Consider the following 20,877-nt stretch of genomic DNA (forward strand, 5'->3'; position numbering starts at 1 on the left):
CGAAGCACGCTTAAGTCGATGCCGCGTCGAGTCCGTCCATGAGCTACGAGGCGGTGCTTTTCGACCTCGACAACACGCTGTACCCGTACGCTCCCTGCAACGAGGCGGGCAAGCGGGCCGCGCTCGACGCCCTCCGCGAGCGCGGGTACGACCTGGACCGCGAGGCGTTCGACGACCTGTACGCGACCGGCCGCCGCGAGGCGAAACGCGAGACACGCACCACCGCCGCGTCCCACGACCGCCACGTCTACTTCAAGCGGGGCCTGTTCCGGCGCGCGGGCGAGCCGGACGTCGCGGGCGCGCTGGCGGCCGGCGACGCCTACTGGGACGGCTTCCTCGACGAGATGGCGCTCTGCGAGGGCGTCGAGCCGCTCTTCGACGCCCTCTCGGCGGCGGGGACCGACGTCGCGGTCGTGACCAACCTCACGACGCGGGTCCAGCTGCGCAAGCTCGCGCGCCTCGGGATCGACGACCGCATCGACCTGCTCGTCACCTCCGAGGAGGTCGGCCGCGAGAAGCCGAGCGCGCTCCCGTTCACGACCGCGCTCGCCGAACTCGACTACCGACCGTCCGAGGCGCTCGCGGTCGGCGACAACGTCGACGCGGATATCGCCGGCGGGAACGCGGTCGGCGTGGACACGGCGCTGTTCGTCGCCGACGGCGACGCGCCCGACGCGGCGGACCTCACCGGTCCGCGCCGCCCGGACCACCGACTCGACGCGCTCGCCGACCTGACGGAGGTGGCGGCGTGAGCCGCGACGACGCGAGCGGGTCGGGCCGGGACGCGAACCCCGACCTCCTCCGCGAGGCGCGCGAGGCGGTCGTCGAGCACGCGCCCGCGCTGGCGGACCTCACCCCCGGCCGGACCGGGAACCTGAGCGTCCGGGTGGGCGACCGCGTCGCCGTCACCCCCACCGGCGTCCCGTACGACTCCTTCGACGCCGTCGACGTGCCCGTCGTCTCGCTGGAGGGCGAGCGGCTGGCCGGGCGGATGGCCCCGTCCAGCGAGGTGCCGATGCACACGGGCATCTACGGGCACGACCGGCCGGGCGCGATCGTCCACACCCACTCGCCGTGGGCGACGACGATGGCGACGCTTCACCGGAAGCTGCCGCCGATCCACTACATGATCGCCGCGGTGGGACGGGAGGTGCCGCTGGCCGACTACGCGCCGTACGGGACCGAGGAGCTGGCCGCCAACGTCGTCGCCGCGATGGCCGAGGCCGACTCCGACGCGGCCATCCTCGCGAACCACGGGCTGGTGGTGACCGGCCCCGACGTCGAGACAGCCGTCGAGAACACTCGCCACGTCGAGGACATCTGTCGGCTCTACCTCCGCGCGTCCGCGGTGGGCGAGCCGCACGTCCTCTCCGACGAGCAGATGGCGACCGTCGAGGAGCGGTTCGAGAGCTACGGCCAGCAGCCCGACGCCGAGTGACCCCCGGCCGCTCCGGCAGTCGGCCGGTTTTATAAATACGCGGCGGGCTACGGGATCGGTATGACAGACACGGAGCCGGCCCCGGCGGTCCGCGAGACCGCCGAGGCGATCGCGACCATGGAGACCCGCGGCGCGGCGACCATCGCCGCCGCGGCCGCCGAGGCGCTCGCCGAGCAGGCGGCGGCGGCGGCCGAGGCGGACGCGACCGCGAGCGACCCCGAGGCGTTCCGCGCGTCGCTGCGCGCCGCGGGGCGCACCCTCCGCGAGACGCGGCCGACGGCGGTGTCGCTGCCGAACGCCCTCCGGTACGTCCTCCAGCGGATGGAGGGGGAGACGGTCGACGCGCTCCGGGACAGCGTCGTCGACGCGAGCGACGCGTTCGTCCGCCAGCTCGACCGCGCGCAGGACGACCTCGGGGAGGTCGGCGCGAACCGCCTCGCCGACGGCGACACGGTGATGACCCACTGTCACTCCACCGACGCGCTCGCGTGCATCGAGGCGGCCGTCGAACAGGGCAAGTCGATCTCGGCGGTCGTCAAGGAGACGCGGCCGCGCCAGCAGGGCCACATCACGGCCGAGGCGCTGCGGGAGATGGGCGTCCCCGTCACCCTGATCGTCGACTCGGCGGCGCGGCGGTACCTCGACGAGGTCGACCACGTGGTCGTCGGTGCCGACTCGATCGCCGCGGACGGCGGCGTCATCAACAAGATCGGCACTTCGGGGCTGGCGGTCAACGCCCGCGAGCGCGGCGTCCCGATCATGACCGCGGCCCAGACGATCAAGCTCCACCCGGAGACGCTGACGGGCCACACCGTCGAGATCGAAATGCGCGACGAGGACGAGGTGATCGAGCCGGGGACCCGCGAGGCGATCGGCGAGATCGCGGTCGAGAACCCGGCGTTCGACGTGACGCCGCCGCGGTACATGGACGCGATCGTCACCGAACACGGACAGTTCCCGCCGGAGAGCATCGTGACGCTGATGCGGGAGCTGTTCGGCGAGGGCGCGGCCGAACCGTGGGCGGAGCCATGAGCGGGCCCGACGACGCGGCAGACGGCGACGCCGACGACCCGGTCGCTGCCCCCGAGGAAGGCGTCGACGACTGGGACGAGACGGTCGCGGAGTGGGACCGCGAACTCGACGAGTGGGAGGGCGAGGACGCGCCCGCCGACGGCGGCGAGGGGAGCGAGGACGCGCCCGCCGACGGCGGCGAGGGGAGCGAGGACGCGCCCGCCGACGGCAACGCCGGGGGAAGCGACGACGCCGTCGACCCCGAGGTCGACGCCGATCCGGACCTCGGCCCCGAGGAGGGCGCTCGCGTCCCGAAGGTCGTCTCCGCGGGTCACATCAACTGGGACGTGACGATCCACGTCGACACCCTCCCGGAGCCGGACGGCGAGACCCGGATCGAGCGGCTCGAACAGTCCGGCGGCGGCAGCGCCGCGAACGTCGCGGTCGGACTCGTCGATCTGGGCGGCCAGTCGGTCGTCTACGGCAGCGTCGGCGGCGACGAGTCGGGCGCGCTGGCGCTGCGCGAGCTGTCGAAGGCCGGCGTCGACCCCGGACAGGTGCTCGTCGACGCCGCCGAGCCGACCTCGGTGAAGTACGTCGTCGTCGACGGCGGCGGGGAGCTGCTCATGCTCGCCAACGACGGCGCGAACGAGTCGTTCTCGGCGGCCGGACTCGACCGCGACACGCTCGCGGCCGCCAATCACCTCCACCTCACCGGCCAGCAGCCCGAGACCGCGGCGGCGCTGGCGACCGCGGCCGCGGAGGCGGGCGCGACGCGGAGCTTCGACCCCGGCCGCCGGGTGGCCGACCGCGAGTTCGACGCCGCGCTCGCGGCGAGCGACGTCCTGTTCCTGAACGACCGCGAGGCCGACGCGCTTGACGCCGAGACCGACGTCGACCCGTGGGAGCCGGACGACCGCGTCGTCGCGATCAAGCTCGGCGGCGAGGGCGCGACGGTCCGCACCCCGCACGGCAGCGTCTCGCACCCGGGGTTCGACGTCGACCCGGTCGACACGACCGGCGCGGGCGACGCCTTCGCGGCCGGGTTCCTCGCGGCCGCGCTGCGGGAGCCGGAGATCACCGGCGACGGCTTCTCGCACGACCCGCGCGACTACCAGGTGCCGATCCTAGTCGCCAACGCCTGCGGTGCCGTCGCGACGGAGTCGGTGACCGCGCGGACCGACCTCTCGTGGGAGCGCGTCCGCGAGACGATGGGCGAGTCGCCGGAGACGGACCTCCTCATCGAGGTCCGCGCCTGACGCGCGCCGTCGCGACCGAACGAGACCGGAGCGCCCGGCGGGTCGCCGTCGGGCCGAACGCCGCCCGCGAGACTACTGCTCGGGAACCCCGTCGCCGTTCCGGACCGTTCCCGTCTCGCCCCAGCCGTCCGTCACAGAGAGCCGAGCCGCATCGGGGAGCGGATCGCTCGTGACGCGGAGCAGCGCGGACGAGTAGGTGACCGCCTCGCCGCAGGCAACGTCGTCGTCGGCCCCCTGAACCGTCGCGTCGGCGACGAGCGTCCCGTCCTCGACGCCCACCCCGTCGAGCGCGACCTCGTCGTGGCAGGTCGTCGGCCCGACGGACTCGACGTAGCAGACGACCGACTCCGCGAAGTCGGTCCCCGCGAGGAACTCGCGGGCCGACTCGGGGGCCTCGTCGAAGATTCCCGTGCCGTCGCCGTTCCCCTCCGTGATCAGCACGCAGATCCCGCGCCGCTGCGTCCGGTCCCACGCCGGGCCGGAGAGCGGTTCGCCGACCTGCTGGACGGCGGTCTCGATGTCGGCGTCGCCGCCGTCGCCGTCATCGCCGTCACCGTCACCGCTGTCCCCGGCGGTATCGTTCCCGGGATCGACGCCGCCTCCGTCGGCGGAGCCGTTCCCGCCCGGCACGGGATCGCCGGTTCCGGTACACCCCGCGAGCGCGGCGACGCCGCCGGCGGCGACGCCGTAGAGGACCCTCCGTCGCGTGAACTCGGTCATACCCCGCGGTACGCGGCCGACGTATAAGGGCTTCGTGTACGCACAAACAGCCGTCTGAGCGACCGCGGCCGGCGATTATACGGCTCGACGGCGGCTACGCCGGTTCGAACAGCGCCTCGATCCCGTCCCGGTCGAGGCCGGCGGCGAGGCCGAGCGCGAGCGCGACGCGCGCCTTCGCGGCCGGGAGGTCCCCGGCGAACGTCACCCCGTGCTCGGCGAGCGTGACGGCTCCGCCCGGCGTTCCGTACACCGGTTCCGTCGGTCCGGCCGGCGGACGGCCCGCCACGACCACCGGGACGGAGCCGACCGCCTCGCCGATCGCGTCGCCGAGCGCGCCGGTCACGTTCCCGAGCCCGGTCCCCTCCACGACGACCCCGCCGACGCCCGCGTCGAGCGCGCGTTCGAGCGCGCCCGCGCCGACGCCGGTCCCGGAGTAGATCACGGGGACCTCGGGCACGGCCGCGGCGTCCTCGACCGCGTCCGCGAGCGGGTCGACGGAGACGCCGCGCTCGGGCGTCCGAAGGTGTCGCGAGGCGGCCCGGGTGAACGTCGCGACCGGGCCCGCTCCCGGCGACGTCATCGTCGACAGCGCGTTGCTGTGGCCCTTCACCACGTCGCGGGCGGCGTGGAGTTCGTCGTCGAACGCGACGTGGACGCCCGCTGCGAACCGGTCGTCCGCGGCCGCCCGGACCGCGAGCGCGAGGTTCGCGGGCACGTCGCTGGAGGGCTCGTCGAGGCGACGCTGCGCCCCGGTCACGACGACCGGCGCGTCGAGGTCGGTGAGCAGGTCCAGCGCGAACGCGGTGTCCGCGAGGGTGTCGGTTCCGTGCGTGACGACGACGCCGTCCGCGCGTCCCTCGTCTGACTCGTCACCGCTGTCGTCGTCCGGTCCCTCACCGACCGCGTCGCGTGCTGCGGTCGCGGTCGCGAGCACGTCCTTCCAGCGGACGTCGAACCCGGGCTGTGAGCACACCTCTCTGGTCGTCACCCGGGCGTGGTCCGTCACGGCCGGCACCGCCTCCACGAGGTCGGCCCCGGACTTCTCGGGGGCCGCGCCGTCGTCGCCCGGCTCCGAGGCGATGGTGCCGCCGCAGGCGACGACCGCCACCAGCGGGCGGCCGCCGTCGGCGCGCGCCGCGGAGCGGTCTCGGTCGGTTCGGTCCTCGCGTCGGTCGCAGCGATCGGTTCCGTTCACACCACTCCCTCGCTCCCGACGGACAAATCGGTTGGTGCCGCGGCAGTCGCTCGCCGCCGGCGGCGACGGTCGGAGCGATCCGCGGGGCCGGATCCGACCGAAACCGCCGGATCGAGTGGAATTCGGAAACAAAGGATTAGGGCGCGCGATAAACAGTTAAACCGAATCTGACGCGGTTTTAAAACGTCTCTCGCGCCCGAGAAACGTGGTGAAATTCATCGAACCCTCGTCGGGCTATATGTGGTCCCCCGTCGTACGGAGAAGCGTCCATGTCAACCCCCGCTCCCACGCAGATCGCCTCCGGCGAACGGCTCGCCGGGCTGATGACCGGAACCGTCAAAGCGGCCGCCTTCTGGGCGGCCATCGCGATCCCCGCCGCGTACCCCGTCCTGCTGTACTCGGGGCTCGACGGCGGCACCGGCCGGCTGTTCGTCGCCCTCCTGTTCGCCAACGCCCTCGCGCTCGCGCTCGGCCACGACTACAAGCGCTGAGGACTCCCGCCGAACCGCCCGGACGATCACCTGCCGCGCCGCGTGGACACGGACGCGACGCCCTCCCGCCCTCCGCCTTCTGCCGCCCCTCGCCGACCGCCGTCTCTCTCCTCCGCCACCGACTCCCGCCCCCGGCCTGCTCTTCGCCTTCCGCTCTCGAAGCGCTTACCTCCGCCCCGGTCCGACTGCGGGCATGAGCGACGAGACTCGCGTCGAGTGGCGCGACTGGGGTCCCGAGGCGTTCGCCGAGGCGGACGAGCGCGACTGCCCGGTGCTGCTCTCGCTGTCGGCCACGTGGTGCGAGGGCTGTCACGAGATGGACGCCGTCACCTACGCCGAACCGCGGATCGCCGCCAACGTCAACGAGGGGTTCGTCCCCGTCCGCGTTGACGTCGACCGCCACCCGCGAGTCCGCGAGCGGTACAACATGGGCGGGTTCCCGACGACCGCCTTCCTCACGCCCGAGGGGAAACTGCTGACCGGCGCGGGGTACCTCGACGTCGACGGCATGCGGCAGGTCCTCGAATCGGTCCGGGAGATGTGGGCCGACAAGGGCGGGGACGCGGGCCGGGTCCCACGCGCGCTGAACGCCGACCTGCCGCCCCGCGGCGACCTGACCGACGGGATCGAGAGCCACCTCGCCGGCCAGTTGGAGGCGAAGTACGACGACGAGTACGCCGGCTGGGGCACCGACGCGAAGTTCCCGCTGCCGCGCACCGTCGAGTTCGCGCTGAATCGCGACCGGAGCCGAGCGCTGCGGACGCTCGACGCGGTCCGCGACCACCTCGCCGACGACGTGGCGGGCGGGTTCTTCCGCTACGCGGGCACCCGCGACTGGGGCGACGTCGCCTACGAGAAGCCGCTCGACACGAACGCCGCGGTGACCCGGGCGTTCGCCAACGCCTTCCTCTACACCGGCGACGACGCCTACCTCGACCCCGCGCTCGACGCTGTCGGCTTCCTCACCGACGACCTCTGGACCGGCTACGGCGTCGGCGGCAGCCTCGGCCCCGGACTCGGCCGGGCGTACTACGCGGCACCCGCCGAGGACCGCGCGGACTTGGACGACCCCCGCCGCGACCTCACCGTCTTCGCCGGCGGCAACGCGCTCGCCGCGGACGCGCTGCTCGCGGTGGCCGCTTACACCGACGACGAGCGCGCCCGCGAGTACGCCGACCGGATCCTCGACGGCCTCGAACGCGACCTGATCGACGCCGAGAGCGGCGAGGTGACCCACTACCGCGGCAGCGACGAGGCCGGCGAGTCGGACCTGCTGGAGGACGCCGCCCGCGTCGTCGGCGCGTACGTCTGCGCCGCCGGCGTGCGCGGCGAAGGGGTCGAAGTCGCCCGCGCGGTCGCGGACCGGGCTATCGACGAACTCCGCGTCGACGGCTCGTTCGTCGACGGGCCGCGCTCGGGGTCGGGGCTGCTCGACCGGTCGTTCCGGCCGCTCGACGCCAACGTGGAGATGGCGACGGCGCTGACCGATCTGGCGGCGCTCACGGGCGAGGACCGGTACCGCGAGGTCGCCCGCGACACGGCCGAGGCGTTCGCCGGCGCGACCGAGCGGCTCAGCGTTCAGGTGGCCGGCTACGGGAGCCTCGCCGCCCGGCTCCGCCGCGGAACGACGGTCATCGCGGTCGGGACCGATCCCGGCAGCGACCTCCACCGCGCCGCGTGGCGGGTCGCCGACCACGAGAAGGTGGTCGCGCCGAACGCCCACGAGGACGACGCGCCCGCGCCGCGGTCGGTCCCGGCGGGCACCGCGGTCGTCCTCGCGGGCGAAGACGCCTCCGAGCCGGCGGAAACGCCGGACGAGTTGATGGATCGCGTCGGCGACGTGCTGGCCTGACGCGCGGGGGCGCGTCGGGGGCGACGCGTCGTCGGATCGGCGGCGGCCGGGTCGCGCTCGGCCGGCGCGCTCGCGCGGATCGTAAACGTGCGACGCGTTTATACGGGTGCCGCGGCATCCCCGGGTATGGCATCTCTCCGCGACCTGGGGCTCTCCGAGTACGAGGCCCGGGCGTACCGCGCGCTCCTCCGGACCGGGCCCACCACCGCGAAGGATCTCTCCCGGGCGAGCGAGGTCCCGATGGGCCGGATCTACGACGTGCTCAACAGCTTAGAGCAGCACAGCCTGGTCCGCAGTCAGGCGGCCAGCCGGCCGAAGAAGTACGTCGCGGTCGAGCCGGACGCCGCGCTCGACCGCCTCCTCGACGAGAAGAAGCAGGAGCTTCAGACGCAGGCCGAACAGTACGAGTCGGTGGTCGACGACCTGTCGACCGAACTCGACGCCGGCGAGCCGGTCGACGGCCAGTTCTGGACCGCGGCCGTCGGCGCGGAGGAGGCGACGGACCTCCTCTTAGAGCGGATCGCCGCCGCGGAGCGCCGGGTCGTCGTGGTGGCGGGCGCGCCCGCGACGGGGTTCGACCTCGGCACGATCGGCGAGCGCGTGACGGCGGAACTTGAGTCCGCGCTCGAACGCGGCGTGGAGATCCGGGTGCTCCTGTCGCCGGAGACGGTGGACGCGCTCCCGCGGAGCGTCGGCCGCCGCTACACGTCGGAGCTGACCGAGGCGGACGGCTTCGAGGTCCGAACCTCGCCCGGCGTTGACGGGACGTTCAACGTGTTCGACGAGATCGAGGTGTGCATCGAGGTGCCGCATCCCCTCTCGGCGGACGAGCCGTTCGCGATGATCGACGTGAAGGACATTGAGTTCGCGACGAGCGTCAAAGAGCAGTTCGAGCCGCGCTGGGCGGAGGCGGAGCCGCTGACGTTCGGATGACGGAACGGGAACCGATCCGCGCCGGGGTCGTTCTCCTCTCGAACGCGGCGATCCTCGCCGGGACGATCGTCTTCGGGTGGAGTCCCCTGACTGTCGTCGCCGCCTTCGTGATCGACGCCGCCCTCGGAACCGCCCGGATCCTCTTGGAGCGCTCGCTCGCCGGACGCCCACCCGGCGAGGCGGTTCCCCCGGACGATCCGTATAACTCATTCGAGCAGTTCTACGGATACCTGCTGGCGAAGCGCGGCGCGATACGAGTCGCTCACCGGCTCCCCGCGCTGTATCCCCGTAACGCTCCGTTCGTGTTCAGCAGGCACATCGTCTTCTTCGCGCTCGGCGTGCTGGCGGCCCTGACGGCGGTGTACGTTCGCCTCCCGGCGGGCGGAATCGCCCCGTCTCTCGTCGCGGTGCTCCCGTTCGTCGTCGGAAAACACCTCTCGATCCTCGCCGGATGGCACGCGACGGGGGTGTACGACCGGGCCTCCGCGGTCACCGTTCGACCTCGCGAACTCCTGTACACGGTTCTCGTGGGGCTCGCTGCGGTTCTGGTGGCGTTCGCGTGGCCGCGGGGCTCCGAACAGGTAGCGGCTGCGACGGCGCTGGCGCTCGTTCCGAAACTCGCCTTTGACTTCCGCGAGGCGGGGATCGGCCCCTGCCCGCTGACCTTCGATCCCCGCGCCGGTGCGACGGAGGAACCCGTCGAGGTTCCGGCCGGAACCCCTGACCGGGTGTTCGGGACCGACGATCGGGCGGTGGACCGCGAGGCGCTGGCGTTCGGACTGGTTTACGCGATCTACCCGGGTCTCCTCGTGACCGGTCCCTGGGGCGTGGCCGCCGTGGTGTCGTTCGACTCGCTCCGGATAACCCCGGCCACGACCGCACTCTGGGTCGCTCTCACGCTGGTCGTCACGTTGTCGGTAACTTTCCCCTGGATGCGGCTCGGGTGCGCGAACGTCGAGTACCGCGTTTACGAGGGGAGTCTGGTCGCGTACGACGCGTTTCTTGAAGAACCGCAGTGGGTTCTCTCCGACAACGTCCGTGCCGTTTCGGTGGACGGTGACGTGAGGATCCGGGGGTACGACGGCACGGAGCGCCGGATCGAGTTCCTCGAACGGCCGAACGAGTTCGCTCGCTCCGTCCGTCGGGCGCTGGTCGAAACCGCGTGATACACGGGTGCATCCGGCCCAACCGCGACGAAACGTCCAGATGAAGCGCCACCGACGGAATACGGTATCCGCTCCCGCGACCGGTCGGAAACGTCTCTGAGTGTGTCGTGTCGTTCGACGAGTGTGACCGCGAGAAGGGAGGCCTACCGATCGAGCTCGTCCCGCAGGTCGCCCAGCCGGACCTCGCGTTCGGCGTGGGCGTTGTGCTGGTGGATCGACTCGTCGTTCGACTGTTTCATGTGGACCACGGCGTCGTCGGAGAGGTGCGGGAACTCCTTGACCGTCCCCTCGGCGAGCGCGCGGACGCAGTCCTCGACGAACTTCGCGTCCGCGTGGGCCTCGTAGGTCATGTGGTCCTCGTCGGGCCGCTTCGCCATGTTGTAGATGCGCGCGCTCATCGAGTCGCGGGCGACGTCGATCACGTCGCGGAGGTCGACGTCCGGGTGGCCGTCGGTCGTGATCGTCAGCGTCGCGTGGCCGCGCTGGGAGTGGCCCGGCTGCGGGACGGCCTCCAGGAACTCCTCGGTCGTCTCCTCGTCGACGCCCAGCTCGGCGAGCTTGTCACGGGCCCGCGACTCGCTCATCCCCTGCGAACAGGGGCAGACGGTCATGCCGGTGACCTCCGCGCCGATCTCCTCGCGGGTCCCGTCCTCGGTGGCGGTCGCGCTGGCGACGATCGTCGCCGTGCTCTGCGTCTCGATGTCGGAGGCGGGGGTGTTCTCGCGGGTGACGAGCTCCGCCGACATCGACACCTCGGCGGTGGTGGTGTAGTCGTGCTTCTCTAAGAGCCGCTCCGCGGCGTCGCCGCACACGTCCTCGACGCGGTACGCCTCCTCGCGGGTGATGTCTTCGAGGATCTCGTCGACCGTGGCGAGGTTCCGCGACATGTCGATCCCCTTCCGGCCGCTGGGGAGGTCGACGAACACCTCGAACTCCGCCATGAGAACGATGGGTCGTTTGTCGCCCCGCGCCAGTTTGACAAGCTTCTCCACGCCGGTGACGCCGACCTGCGACAGCCCGACGGTGACGTCGGGCGCGGACGCCTGTACGTCCGGCAGCTGATGACTCATTACGAACATGATAGGGACTCCCGGGATTAGCCCTTTCGGAAGGGGGAGGTCCGTCTGGTAGTTGCGCGCGTGCGAGCCGGCGCGCGTGAGGCGGGACTGCGCGCGACGGCCGCCCCGCGACCGTCACGTACCCCGCGACCGTCACGTGTGTGAGCCGCACACTCTCTGCGGCCCGTAACGCACGATTTATAACGGCGGCAGCGGAAGACATCTCAAGACCATGCCGAGTTCCAATGGGCCGCAGAAGGCGACTCGCGACAAGCTCTCGAACAAACCCCGCAACCGCGGCACCTCCCCGCCGCAGCGAGCGATCCAGGAGTTCGACGAGGGGTCGCAGGTCCACCTCAAGATCGACCCCAGCGTCCCCAACGGGCGCTTCCACCCGCGCTTCGACGGCCGGACGGGCACCGTCGTCGGCAAGCAGGGATCGGCGTTCAAGGTGGAGATCCCGGACGGCGGCAAGACGAAGACGCTCATCGTCACCGCCGCCCACATGCGCGCCCAGCAGAACTGAGATGACGATCTTCAAAGAGAAGCTCGACGAGGAGTACGTCACCGTCTCCGAGGCGAAGGAGATCCTCGTGGAGATCGAAGACGAGCGCGCGGCCGACGAGGACCGCGACCTCCGCTACGAGCTGGCGCGCGCGATCGAGCACGTCAACCGGTTCGCGGACCTCGACGCCGAGGAGTCCCGCGAGCTGGTCGAGGAGCTGACCGAGCTCGACCAGATCGACGTGCCGACAGCCGTGAAGATCACGGACCTGCTCCCGGAGGACCGCACCGAGCTCCGCTCGGTGTTCGCCCAGGAGCGCTACTCGCTCGACGGCGAGGAACTCGACGAGATCCTCGACGTCGTCGCGAAGTACGCCTGACCGCGGACCGCCCCCTCCTCCGGCCACCCCGTTTTCGGGCCGTCGCGTTCCGCGGCGTTTCCGCGCGTTCGACCCGTCCCGTTCGAGCGAGTGCCCGCTCTCGCCAGCGGTTTTTTCACCGCTCGGAGCGATAAACGATACATGGACCACGCCGACGGCGACGGGACGCCGGGCGACGATCGAGACGGGGGTGACGACGCCGCGGACGCCGGATCGGACGGCGTCGACGACGGCGGTCCCACCGCCGTCCTACTCGACGTCCTGCCGAACGGCCGCCCCGACGACGACCGCCCGCAGTCGCGCAAGTCGCCGGTGGCGTACGGGCTCGGGAACGCCTCGTTCGCGCTGTACGAGCTGTCGCTCGACGGCGACGCCGACGTCTCCGTCGGCGACCGGATCGCGCTGGACGGCCCCGCCGTCGGCCGGTACCGCGAGGTGTCGTTCGACGACCTCACCCGCAACGCGGCCGCGGAAATCGAGTACGCGGTCGAGGCCATCGTCGAGGCCGACGAGGAGCGGTTCGTCGACTTCTACAACGAGGCGGGCCCGATCACCCTCCGGCTCCACCAGCTGAACCTGCTGCCGGGGATCGGCAAGAAGCTGCGGAACGACCTGTTGGACGAGCGGAAGCGCGGCCCGTTCGAGGGCTTCGACGACGTCGAGGAGCGCATCGCCGGCCTCCACCGCCCGCGGGAGGTGATCTTGGAACGGATCGTCGAGGAGATCCGCGAGTCCGACCTGAAGTACCGGACGTTCGTCGGCCGCGAGGAGTGAGTCGGGGCGTCGTCGGTCCCTCCCGTCCCGAGGGCTGCGCGGGGGCCGGCGTCGATCCGCCGCAGCGGGCGCGGACCGCGACCCGCCGCAGCGTCCCGGAAACGAGACTTTTACCCGAACACCGCGTGTATCGCGGCCATGACCGACTCATCGACGGGTGAGGACGCCGCGTACGGGGGCCGCGACCCCGACGCGCTCGCGAGGCGGGCCGGCTCGCGCGCCGACCCCGACCGCGACCAGCACTTCCTCGTCGACGACCGGGTCCTCGACCGGATCCCCGGCTACCTCCCGGACGACGCCGACCGAAGCCGTCTCTTGGAGATCGGCGGCGGCGCGGGCGCGCTCACGGACCGCCTGCTGGCGGCGGCGACCGCGCCTTCGACCGCCGGCGCGACCGGCGACACGGCCGCCGACGCGACCGCCGAACCCGGCCACGTGACCGTGATCGAGCGCGACGGGGCCTTCGTCGACTTCCTCCGCGAGGAGTTCGCGGCCGCGATCGCGGACGGGTTACTCGACGTGGTCGAGGGCGACGCGCTCGACGTCGACCTCCCGCCGTTCTCCGCCTGCGTCGCCAACCTCCCGTACGGCGTCTCCTCGGAGATCGCCTTCCGCCTGCTCCCGGAGAAGCGGCCGCTCGTGTTGATGTTTCAGGCGGAGTTCGCCGAGCGCATGGTGGCGTCGGCCGGCGAGTCCGAGTACGGCCGGCTCTCGGTCTCCGCGCAGCACTACGCCGACGCCGAGATCGTCGAGCGCGTCCCGAAGGAGGCGTTCGACCCCCAGCCGGCCGTCGAGAGCGCGGTCGTGCGCTGTACGCCCCGCGACCCCGACTACGCCGTCGGCGACGAGACGTTCTTCCTCCGGTTCGTGAAGGCGCTTTTCACCCAGCGCCGCAAGACCGTGCGGAACGCGATCCGGAACACCGGTCACATCTCGGGGCTGGACGAGCCCGAAGCGGTCGTCGACGCGGCCGACGAGGAGTTGCTGAGCAGCCGGCCGGGCACGCTGGAGCCGGCCGCGTTCGCCGCGCTGGCGGAGCTGGCCCGCGAACGCGGGTCGCCTACGGAGGCGTGAGATGAGCGGGTGGATCGGTCTCGCGACGGAGCTTCAGAACGCGTTCGCGGGCAACCTGCGGCGGTTCGTCGCCTCGGCCGGGATCGTCGTCGCCGTGCTGGCGGTGCGGTTCCTCACGGGCCGCCTGAAGCGCCGGGACGAGGCGCTCTCCTCCACCTATCGGCTGCTGCTCTCGGCGGCGGTCGGCGTCGCCACCGCGCTGGGCGCGATCGCGCTGATCGCGGTGTGGGACCGGAGCGGCGCGCTCTTCGAGACCGTTCAGTCGGCGCTCAGCGCCGACCAGCTGTCGAACGTCGTCCTCGCCGTGATCCTCCTCGCGATCGCGTACGCGCTCACGGACTTCCTCGGCGGCGTCGTCCGCGAGATCGGTTCGGAGAGCGCGTCGATCTCCAAACACCAGCAGGAGGTGATACTCCGGATCACGCAGCTGACGGTCTACACCGCCGCCTCGGTCTCCGTCGTCGGCCTGTTCACCGACAACGTCGGCAGCCTCCTCGTCGGCGCGGGGTTCCTCGGGATCGTGGTCGGGATGGCGGCGCGGCAGACGCTCGGCGCGGTGCTGGCCGGCTTCGTGCTGATGTTCTCCCGCCCGTTCGAGGTGGGCGACTGGGTCGAGGTCGGCGACCACGAGGGGACGGTGACGGAGATATCGATCATGAGCACGCGGCTGCGCTCGTTCGACGGCGAGGTGATCACGATGCCGAACGACACCGTCCGGTCGGGGTCGATCGTCGACCGCTCCCGGCGGAACCGGCTGCGGATCGAGATCGAGGTGGGCGTCGACTACGACACCGACGTCGAGCGCGCGGTCGCGGGCGTCGAGGACGTCGCCGAGATGCCGGAGCCGAACGCCGTGACGAAGCGCTTCGCCGACTCAGCGGTCGTGTTGGGGCTCCGCTACTGGATCCGCAACCCCAGCATGCGGAAGCGCTGGCGGACCCAGACGGCCGCGATGAACGCGATGAAGGACGCCCTCGAAGCCGAGGGGATCGTCATCCCGTTCCCGCAGCAGACGCTCTCCGCCCGGTCGGACGACGCCGCCGGGCCGCAGCTGGACGCGTCGGTCGAGGGTCGGGCCGCGACGCGCGGCGGGTCCGGCTCCGGGGGTCGCGGCGGGTCCGACTCCGTTGATCGCGACGCGGAATCCGGCGGTGAGGGCGACGACGGGTCGGGTGAGTCCGACCGATGACCGACGACGAGAGCGGCGATCTCGCGTCGCGGCGCGGCCTCGACGACGCCGTCGTCTACCAGCCAGCAGAGGACTCCGGCCTGCTCGCGGAGGCGGCGGTCGCGGAGGCGCACGGCCGCGTCCTGGAGGTGGGCACGGGGTCCGGCTGGGTCGCTCAGCGGATCGCCGAGGAGCGCGGCCTCGACACCGTCGGCAGCGACCTCAACCCCCACGCGGCGCGACAGGCCCGCGAGCGCGGCGTGGAGGGGGTCGTCGCAGACCTCTGCTCGCCGTTCCGGGCGGACGCGTTCGACACGGTGTGTTTCAACCCGCCGTACCTGCCGACGGACCCCGACAACGAGTGGGACGACTGGATGGAACACGCGCTCTCGGGCGGCGAGTCGGGCCGAGCGCTCATCGAGCCGTTCCTCGACGACGTGGGCCGCGTCCTCGCGCCCGACGGCGTGGTCCTCCTTCTGGTCTCCTCCCTCACGGGCTACGACGAGGTGCTGGCGTTGGCCGAGGACGCCGGGTTCTCCGCCGAGCCGGTCGTCGAGGAGTCGTTCCCCTTCGAGACGCTCACGGTGCTGGCGCTGCGGCGGACGTAGTCCGCGCCGCCGTGAATTACTTCAGGACATAATACACATTAGCAAATATTATACGGTGGCATATCGAACCAACGGTGATGACTGAACGAGTCGCGGCCACGCCGGGGTTGTATCCGCTCCCCGACTGGGCGAAAGAGACGCTCTCGAACCTGAAGGGCCACCAGAAGGGTGACCTGCTGAGCGGCGACGAGAGCGAGGCGATCGTCGGGGAGTACGCCGAGGTGCGCGCCGAGTACGTCGACGACCAGCTCGACGCCGGCCTGGATCTGGTCACCGAGGGACAGGGGCGCTGGGACGACATGATCGCGCACCCGCTCACGGTCCACGACGCCGTCGAGACCGGCGGCATCGTGCGGTACTACGACAACAACAACTTCTACCGCGACCCCCGGGTCGTCGACGACCTCGGCTTCTCGGGCGACGTGGCGCGCGAGTTGGAGCGGGCGAGCGACCTGCTCGCCGACGCCGACGGCGCTGCGGACGCGTCGCTCGCCGCCACGCTCCCCGGCCCGTACTCGCTCGCGCGGCTGGCGACCGACGAGCAGTACGGCGACGAGGCGGAGTTCCAGGCCGCGATCGCCGAGTTCCTCGCGGGCGAGGTCGAGGCGTTCCCGGCCCACGAGACGCTGTTCCTCGTCGAGCCGTCGCTCGTCACGGACCCGCCCGCGGAGGGCGAGGAGTCGACCGCGACCGACGCGATCGCGACGGTCGCCGCGGCGACCGACGCCGACGTGGTCGTCCAGACCTCGTACGGCGCGCTCGGCGAGAAGCTGTACGCCCACCTCGTCGACGAGGCGGGCGCGGACGCGCTCGGCCTCGACCTGGTCGCCGGCGACCGCGACGACTCCGTGTACAACGTCCAGGAGTTCGGCGCGACCGACTCGCTCGCCTTGGGCCTCGTCGACGGGCAGAACACGCTCGTCGAGGAGCCGGAGACGGTCGCGGAGCGCGTCGAGTGGTTCGAGTCGCAGATCCCCAACGAGGCGTTCGACCGGACCTACCTGACGCCGAACACCGAGCTGTTCTACCTGCCGACCAACAAGTACCGCGCGAAGCTGAACGCGCTCGCCGCCGCCACGGAGGTGCTCGACTGATGGCCCGAAACCCCGCAGCCAACCGCGACCAGTTCCGCCCCGACGACCACCCGAACGACACGTTCCTGCTCTCGACGGTCGTCGGCTCGTACCCGAAGCCGAAGTGGCTGAACCGCGCGGACGAGCTCGTCGACGACCCGGACTCGAAGTTCGACGAGTCGGACCTCGAAGAGGCCCACGACGACGCCTGTCGGCTCATCACTCACGAGCACGAGCGCGCCGGCCTCGACACGGTCGTCGACGGCGAGATGCGCCGCAACGAGATGGTGGAGTTCTTCGCCGACCGCATCGACGGCTACGAGTTCAACGGCCCCGTGAAGGTGTGGGGCCACAACTACTTCGACAAGCCGAGCGTGGTCGAGGAGGTCGAGTACGACGAGCCGTGGCTCGTCGACGAGTTCGAGTTCACGTCCTCGGTCGCCGAGCGCCCCGTCAAGGTACCGATCACGGGCCCGTACACCCTCGGATTCTGGGCGTTCAACGAGGCGTACCCCTCCACCGAGGAGCTGGTCTACGACCTCGCGGACCTCGTCAACGAGGAGGTCGAGAAGCTGGTCGAGGCCGGCGCGCGCTACATCCAGATCGACGAGCCGGCGCTGGCGACGACCCCGGAGGACCACGCCATCGTCGGCGAGGCGCTCGAACGGATCGCCGACGGCATCCCCGAGGAGGTCCGGATCGGCCTCCACGTCTGTTACGGCGACTACTCGCGGGTGTACCCCGAGATCAACGACTACCCGATCGACGAGTTCGACATCGAGCTCTCGAACGGCGACTACGAGCAGATCCCCGTCCTCGAGGAGCCCGAACTCGAACCGGACCTCGCGCTCGGCGTCGTCGACGCTCACACCGCCGAGGTGGAGTCCGTCGAGGAGATCAAACGGAACATCCGGCAGGGCCTCCGCGTCGTGCCGCCGGAGAAGCTCACCATCTCGCCCGACTGCGGGCTGAAGCTCCTCCCGCGCGACATCGCGTACGGCAAGACCGAGAACATGGTGACCGCGGTCCGCGAGATCGAAGCCGAGATCGACGCCGGCGAGATCGACCTCGACGACCCGCTCGCCGACGACTGAATCGGCGTCCCTATTTATAAGACCGAGCCGGACGCAATGCCTCCATGGAGATCGGTCTCACCGTCGGCGACGACTTCGACCGCCTCGCGGCGTCGCCCGTGCGGTTCGACTTCTACGAACTCGGGATCGGCGAGCCGACGCTCGTGCCCGGCGAGATCGACCCCGACCGGCTCGATCGCGCGCTCGACGGCCGCGACCTGTGCGTCCACCTCCCGTACGGCCAGCGGCTGGCGACGTACGTCCCCGAGGTGAACGACGCCATCGTCGACTACCAGCGCCGGCTCTTGGACGCGGCCGGCGACCTCGGCGCGGAGAAGGCCGTCCTCCACGCCACCTCCGCCGACCGCGACGACGTCGAGTTCCGCGAGGTCGCCGCCGAGCAGCTCCGCCGCGTCGCCGACGCCGGCCGCGAGGCGGGCGTCGAGGTCGTCGTCGAGAACGTCGGCCACCAGCACGCGGGGCTCCAGCTCTCCGTCCTCGGCGAGATCGCCCGTGAGACGGACACCGCGATCTGTTTCGACGTGGGGCACGCGTACATGGAGGGCGGCAATAAGGCGATAAAGCGATTTCTCCGGAGCCACGGCGACCGGATCTCGCACCTCCACTGCCACGACGTGCGCCGCCGCGGCGACACGCACCTCCCGGTGGGGGCCGGCGAGGTCGACTACGGCCTCGTCGCGTCCGAACTCACGGGGTTCGACGGAACGGTCGCGCTGGAGGTGTTCACCGACGACGAGGCGCTGCTCCTCGACTCGGCCGAGCGCGTCGCGGACCGCCTCGGCGCGTCCTTTTGAGACCGGGGCTCAGTTCGCCGGCTCGTCGGGGCTCTCGTCGCCTGCGTCGCCCGAGGGGTCCGCCTCGTCGCCCGTGTTCGCGTCGTCCGCCGCCGAATCGTCGTCAGTTCCTGCGTCCTCGTCCACCGCCGCGTCGTCGGTCGCGGCCGCCGCCCGGGTTTCGTCCATCTGTCGCTTGATCGACTCCAACTCGGACTCCACGTCGACCTCCGGAGCGTCGGAGTCGGTCGCAGTCTCCGAATCGGAAGGTTCTCCGTCGTCTCCCTCGCCGGGCTCGGTCACGTCGATCCGGACCGGACTCTCGTCGTCGTCGGCCCGTCGGTCCGTCTCGTTCCCCTCTCCGTCGTCTCGCCCCCGGTTCCGGTCGCGGTCGCGTCCGGCTCGTCGGTCTCGCGCCGCGTCGGCCTCCCGGCGTCCCTCGTCGATCCGCGCCTCGATCTCCGCGGTGAGGTCGCGGGCGTCGGCGATGATCGAGCGCGAGGCGGCCTCTTCGGGGAGGTCGGCCTCCGAGAGCGCGGTCCGAAGCTCCGAGAGGGACCGCGAGAGGCCGGCACTCGCGCCGTCGCGCACGTCCGCGAGGCGGTCGCTCGCCTCTCCCGCGCCCTCGGCGACGCTCCGACCGGGGTCGGCGAGCCGGAGGGTGCCCTGAAGCAGTTCGAGCGACTTGATCGTCGTCTCCAACAGCGCGATGAGCGTCGGGATGGTGTACTGCTCGGTGAACCGGACCAGCTCCGAGAGGCGGGGCGGCCGTGGGGGGCCCCGGCGGTCGCGCTCGGTCTCCCGGAGGTCGGCCCGGAGCTCGCCCAGCACGTCCTCCAGCTCGTCGAGCCGCTCCTCGAGGTCGTCGTCGCGCGGGTCGCGGGAACTCATGTCGTCCGCTACGGCCCGCGCGGATAAAAAGCCCGGCAGCGCCCCGCGCCCGGTCGGAACCGGGGCCGCGGACCACCCTCAGAACCCCTCTCGCAGAAACGTCCGCCGCGGCGGACAGAGGGCGGCGAGGTCGTCCGCGAGCGCCGGCCCGCGTTCGCCCCCATCGTCGCCGCGGACGTGGAACTCGGCGTGCGCCCGGAGGTCGTCCACGCCGCGGTAGCCGGCGTACAGCTGGGAGAGCGCGCCGACCCCGGCGGTCACGTCGGGGTCTCCGGCCGAGTCGGCGTCGACCCGTTCGGCGTCGACCGCGCCGCCCGCGACGGTCACGCGGATCGGTCGGTCGTGCCAGTCGACGAGGGGGTCGTCGACCGCGAGCGTGAACGCGGTCTCCAGGTCGGGGTCGGGCGAGAGCCCCTCCAGCGCCGCGGGGGCGTCGACGAGCCGGAACATGGGCCCGGTCCGGACCTCCTCGGTGACCGCGCGCGGATCGGCGACGCGGTCGAGGACGCTCACGTCAACCGGGAGCCGGAGCCGCACGCGCTCGACCTGCGAGTCGTGGTCGCGGCAGAACCGGAACACGAGGTCCCACGCCGCCGGGTCGGCGACGACGGCGTCGGAGACGACCATCGCCCGCCCGTCGCCGTCGTCGCGCTCCTCGAACGTGTACGACAGGAGCGCGCGGAGCCTTCCGTCGCGCTCGAAGCCGTAGACGAACGGATCGGTCTTCCACCCGCGCAGGGTCCGCTCGCGCCACCACGCCTCGGTCCGCGCCATCGTGAAGTCGCGACGGTCGGCGGTCGCGGCGAGGAGGTCGGCGGCCGCGTCGTAGTCGTCGGCGTCGAGCCGGCGGAACTCGCCAGCCTCGTCGTCGTCGTCTCCGGCGTCGCTCCCGTCGGCCGCGAACGACAGCTGTTCGGGCGGGGCTTTCACCCACCGGTACCGGCTCACGGTCCGCCAGCCGTACCGCCGGTAGAAGGCGTACTCGAAGGGCCACAGCACGGAGAAGTCGACGCCGTCGTCGCGGTACTCGGTCAGCGACTCGCGGAGGAGGCGCTCGATGTGTCCCCGTCGCCGGTGTTCGGGCGGGGAGGCGACCGCGGAGAGGCCGGCCGCGTCGCGGTCGCGGCCCCGGATCCGGAGGGAGAAGTCGTGGTGCCCGCACACCGCCACCGGGTCCTCCCCGTCGAAGAGCCCGCGGTACGCCGCGAGGTGTTCGCGGTCGTCGTCGTCGGCCTCGGGATCGTACGGTCCCTCCTCGGGCGAGAACGCGTACCGCATGAACGCGCGGAACTCGTCGTCGCGCTCCCCGGGGAAGGGGCGGTAGTCGAGGTCGTCCATACGCCGTCGCCGCCCGGAACGCCGATAAGTCTTCCCGGTGCCTGCGTGTGGTTCTCTACCGTTCGTTCTCCCCGCTT

General features: G+C 71.7%; 22 protein-coding genes. 17 read left to right on the forward strand and 5 right to left on the reverse strand.

What is annotated here, in order from left to right; genetic code table 11:
* Positions 1–38 precede the first annotated feature (38 nt).
* The 4 genes from NAF06_RS07945 to NAF06_RS07960 are packed head-to-tail and all read left to right on the forward strand — an operon-like array spanning position 39 to position 3,708.
* Positions 39–752, forward strand: a complete 714-nt coding sequence (locus NAF06_RS07945; RefSeq protein WP_008584584.1) for a ribulose-1,5-bisphosphate 5-phosphatase — start codon at positions 39–41, stop codon at positions 750–752.
* Positions 749–1,438: a ribulose-1-phosphate aldolase gene (locus NAF06_RS07950; RefSeq protein ID WP_008584582.1), complete on the forward strand. Its 690-nt coding sequence runs from the start codon at positions 749–751 to the stop codon at positions 1,436–1,438. The genes NAF06_RS07945 and NAF06_RS07950 overlap by 4 nt, the downstream gene beginning before the upstream one ends.
* 60 nt (positions 1,439–1,498) lie before the next feature.
* Positions 1,499–2,470: a ribose 1,5-bisphosphate isomerase gene (locus tag NAF06_RS07955; protein ID WP_008584580.1), complete on the forward strand. Its 972-nt coding sequence runs from the start codon at positions 1,499–1,501 to the stop codon at positions 2,468–2,470.
* Positions 2,467–3,708: an ATP-dependent ribose-1-phosphate kinase gene (locus NAF06_RS07960; RefSeq protein WP_008584578.1), complete on the forward strand. Its 1,242-nt coding sequence runs from the start codon at positions 2,467–2,469 to the stop codon at positions 3,706–3,708. The genes NAF06_RS07955 and NAF06_RS07960 overlap by 4 nt, the downstream gene beginning before the upstream one ends.
* 72 nt (positions 3,709–3,780) lie before the next feature.
* Here NAF06_RS07960 and NAF06_RS07965 read toward each other — a convergent pair whose 3' ends face one another.
* Complete coding sequence (locus tag NAF06_RS07965; RefSeq protein ID WP_008584575.1) at positions 3,781–4,428, reverse strand: hypothetical protein; 648 nt, start codon at positions 4,426–4,428, stop codon at positions 3,781–3,783.
* 94 nt (positions 4,429–4,522) lie between these two features.
* Entirely contained in the window at positions 4,523–5,623 is a 1,101-nt protein-coding gene (locus tag NAF06_RS07970; protein ID WP_008584573.1) for an asparaginase domain-containing protein, read from the reverse strand.
* 269 nt (positions 5,624–5,892) lie between these two features.
* Between NAF06_RS07970 and NAF06_RS07975 the strand changes: the two genes are divergently transcribed.
* From NAF06_RS07975 to NAF06_RS07990, 4 genes are all read left to right on the forward strand, one after another.
* The gene (locus tag NAF06_RS07975) at positions 5,893–6,114 is read left to right on the forward strand and encodes a DUF8028 family protein (protein ID WP_006630335.1); all 222 of its coding nucleotides are present in this window, start codon (positions 5,893–5,895) and stop codon (positions 6,112–6,114) included.
* 193 nt (positions 6,115–6,307) lie between these two features.
* The gene (locus NAF06_RS07980; RefSeq protein WP_008584569.1) at positions 6,308–7,966 is read left to right on the forward strand and encodes a DUF255 domain-containing protein; all 1,659 of its coding nucleotides are present in this window, start codon (positions 6,308–6,310) and stop codon (positions 7,964–7,966) included.
* Positions 7,967–8,092: 126 nt separating this feature from the next.
* Positions 8,093–8,899, forward strand: a complete 807-nt coding sequence (locus tag NAF06_RS07985; protein ID WP_008584567.1) for a TrmB family transcriptional regulator — start codon at positions 8,093–8,095, stop codon at positions 8,897–8,899.
* A gap of 107 nt (positions 8,900–9,006) precedes the next feature.
* Positions 9,007–10,065 carry a phosphomannomutase gene (locus NAF06_RS07990; RefSeq protein WP_152418750.1) on the forward strand — a complete coding sequence of 353 codons (1,059 nt, stop codon included), beginning with the start codon at positions 9,007–9,009 and terminating at the stop codon, positions 10,063–10,065.
* 143 nt (positions 10,066–10,208) lie between these two features.
* Here the strand turns inward: NAF06_RS07990 and mptA are convergent, their stop codons facing one another.
* On the reverse strand, positions 10,209–11,135 hold the full coding sequence (mptA, locus tag NAF06_RS07995) for a GTP cyclohydrolase MptA (protein WP_008584563.1): 927 nt from the start codon (positions 11,133–11,135) through the stop codon (positions 10,209–10,211).
* A 220-nt stretch (positions 11,136–11,355) separates the two neighbouring features.
* On the opposite strand from mptA, the gene NAF06_RS08000 reads away from it, so the two are divergent.
* The 9 genes from NAF06_RS08000 to NAF06_RS08040 all read left to right on the forward strand — a co-directional run bounded on the left by NAF06_RS08000 (position 11,356) and on the right by NAF06_RS08040 (position 18,592).
* Positions 11,356–11,649, forward strand: a complete 294-nt coding sequence (locus tag NAF06_RS08000) for a 50S ribosomal protein L21e (RefSeq protein WP_008441398.1) — start codon at positions 11,356–11,358, stop codon at positions 11,647–11,649.
* 1 nt (position 11,650) lies between these two features.
* Positions 11,651–12,007: an RNA polymerase Rpb4 family protein gene (locus tag NAF06_RS08005; protein WP_008584561.1), complete on the forward strand. Its 357-nt coding sequence runs from the start codon at positions 11,651–11,653 to the stop codon at positions 12,005–12,007.
* Positions 12,008–12,148: 141 nt separating this feature from the next.
* Positions 12,149–12,781 carry a DUF655 domain-containing protein gene (locus tag NAF06_RS08010; RefSeq protein WP_008584558.1) on the forward strand — a complete coding sequence of 211 codons (633 nt, stop codon included), beginning with the start codon at positions 12,149–12,151 and terminating at the stop codon, positions 12,779–12,781.
* Positions 12,782–12,919: 138 nt separating this feature from the next.
* Entirely contained in the window at positions 12,920–13,855 is a 936-nt protein-coding gene (locus NAF06_RS08015; protein WP_008584556.1) for a 16S ribosomal RNA methyltransferase A, read from the forward strand.
* A gap of 1 nt (position 13,856) precedes the next feature.
* On the forward strand, positions 13,857–15,044 hold the full coding sequence (locus tag NAF06_RS08020) for a mechanosensitive ion channel family protein (protein ID WP_008584554.1): 1,188 nt from the start codon (positions 13,857–13,859) through the stop codon (positions 15,042–15,044).
* Entirely contained in the window at positions 15,041–15,631 is a 591-nt protein-coding gene (locus tag NAF06_RS08025; protein ID WP_008584552.1) for a HemK2/MTQ2 family protein methyltransferase, read from the forward strand. Before NAF06_RS08020 ends, NAF06_RS08025 begins: the two co-directional genes overlap by 4 nt.
* Before the next feature lie 77 nt (positions 15,632–15,708).
* Positions 15,709–16,725, forward strand: coding sequence for a hypothetical protein (locus NAF06_RS08030; protein ID WP_008584550.1), 1,017 nt, complete (start codon positions 15,709–15,711; stop codon positions 16,723–16,725).
* Positions 16,725–17,798 carry a methionine synthase gene (locus NAF06_RS08035; protein ID WP_008584548.1) on the forward strand — a complete coding sequence of 358 codons (1,074 nt, stop codon included), beginning with the start codon at positions 16,725–16,727 and terminating at the stop codon, positions 17,796–17,798. The genes NAF06_RS08030 and NAF06_RS08035 overlap by 1 nt, the downstream gene beginning before the upstream one ends.
* Positions 17,799–17,842: 44 nt before the next feature.
* Positions 17,843–18,592, forward strand: a complete 750-nt coding sequence (locus NAF06_RS08040; protein ID WP_008584546.1) for a sugar phosphate isomerase/epimerase family protein — start codon at positions 17,843–17,845, stop codon at positions 18,590–18,592.
* Between the two features lie 9 nt (positions 18,593–18,601).
* On the opposite strand, the gene NAF06_RS08045 is transcribed toward NAF06_RS08040, so the two are convergent.
* On the reverse strand, positions 18,602–19,462 hold the full coding sequence (locus NAF06_RS08045) for a DUF7547 family protein (RefSeq protein WP_008584544.1): 861 nt from the start codon (positions 19,460–19,462) through the stop codon (positions 18,602–18,604).
* Positions 19,463–19,540: 78 nt separating this feature from the next.
* Positions 19,541–20,800, reverse strand: coding sequence for a GNAT family N-acetyltransferase (locus tag NAF06_RS08050; protein ID WP_008584542.1), 1,260 nt, complete (start codon positions 20,798–20,800; stop codon positions 19,541–19,543).
* Positions 20,801–20,877 lie beyond the last annotated feature (77 nt).

Origin of the sequence: Halorubrum hochsteinianum (assembly GCF_023702125.1) — an archaeon.
Taxonomy (GTDB): Archaea; Halobacteriota; Halobacteria; order Halobacteriales; family Haloferacaceae; genus Halorubrum; species Halorubrum hochsteinianum.

Coding starts and splice junctions, on each gene's coding strand:
- NAF06_RS07945 (WP_008584584.1), top strand. CDS start 39: ATGAGCTACGAGGCGGTGCTTTTCGACCTCGACAACACGCTGTACCCG.
- NAF06_RS07955 (WP_008584580.1), top strand. CDS start 1,499: ATGACAGACACGGAGCCGGCCCCGGCGGTCCGCGAGACCGCCGAGGCG.
- NAF06_RS07960 (WP_008584578.1), top strand. CDS start 2,467: ATGAGCGGGCCCGACGACGCGGCAGACGGCGACGCCGACGACCCGGTC.
- NAF06_RS07965 (WP_008584575.1), bottom strand. CDS start 4,428: ATGACCGAGTTCACGCGACGGAGGGTCCTCTACGGCGTCGCCGCCGGC.
- NAF06_RS07975 (WP_006630335.1), top strand. CDS start 5,893: ATGTCAACCCCCGCTCCCACGCAGATCGCCTCCGGCGAACGGCTCGCC.
- NAF06_RS07980 (WP_008584569.1), top strand. CDS start 6,308: ATGAGCGACGAGACTCGCGTCGAGTGGCGCGACTGGGGTCCCGAGGCG.
- NAF06_RS07985 (WP_008584567.1), top strand. CDS start 8,093: ATGGCATCTCTCCGCGACCTGGGGCTCTCCGAGTACGAGGCCCGGGCG.
- mptA (WP_008584563.1), bottom strand. CDS start 11,135: ATGAGTCATCAGCTGCCGGACGTACAGGCGTCCGCGCCCGACGTCACC.
- NAF06_RS08000 (WP_008441398.1), top strand. CDS start 11,356: ATGCCGAGTTCCAATGGGCCGCAGAAGGCGACTCGCGACAAGCTCTCG.
- NAF06_RS08005 (WP_008584561.1), top strand. CDS start 11,651: ATGACGATCTTCAAAGAGAAGCTCGACGAGGAGTACGTCACCGTCTCC.
- NAF06_RS08010 (WP_008584558.1), top strand. CDS start 12,149: ATGGACCACGCCGACGGCGACGGGACGCCGGGCGACGATCGAGACGGG.
- NAF06_RS08015 (WP_008584556.1), top strand. CDS start 12,920: ATGACCGACTCATCGACGGGTGAGGACGCCGCGTACGGGGGCCGCGAC.
- NAF06_RS08020 (WP_008584554.1), top strand. CDS start 13,857: ATGAGCGGGTGGATCGGTCTCGCGACGGAGCTTCAGAACGCGTTCGCG.
- NAF06_RS08025 (WP_008584552.1), top strand. CDS start 15,041: ATGACCGACGACGAGAGCGGCGATCTCGCGTCGCGGCGCGGCCTCGAC.
- NAF06_RS08030 (WP_008584550.1), top strand. CDS start 15,709: ATGACTGAACGAGTCGCGGCCACGCCGGGGTTGTATCCGCTCCCCGAC.
- NAF06_RS08035 (WP_008584548.1), top strand. CDS start 16,725: ATGGCCCGAAACCCCGCAGCCAACCGCGACCAGTTCCGCCCCGACGAC.
- NAF06_RS08040 (WP_008584546.1), top strand. CDS start 17,843: ATGGAGATCGGTCTCACCGTCGGCGACGACTTCGACCGCCTCGCGGCG.
- NAF06_RS08045 (WP_008584544.1), bottom strand. CDS start 19,462: ATGAGTTCCCGCGACCCGCGCGACGACGACCTCGAGGAGCGGCTCGAC.
- NAF06_RS08050 (WP_008584542.1), bottom strand. CDS start 20,800: ATGGACGACCTCGACTACCGCCCCTTCCCCGGGGAGCGCGACGACGAG.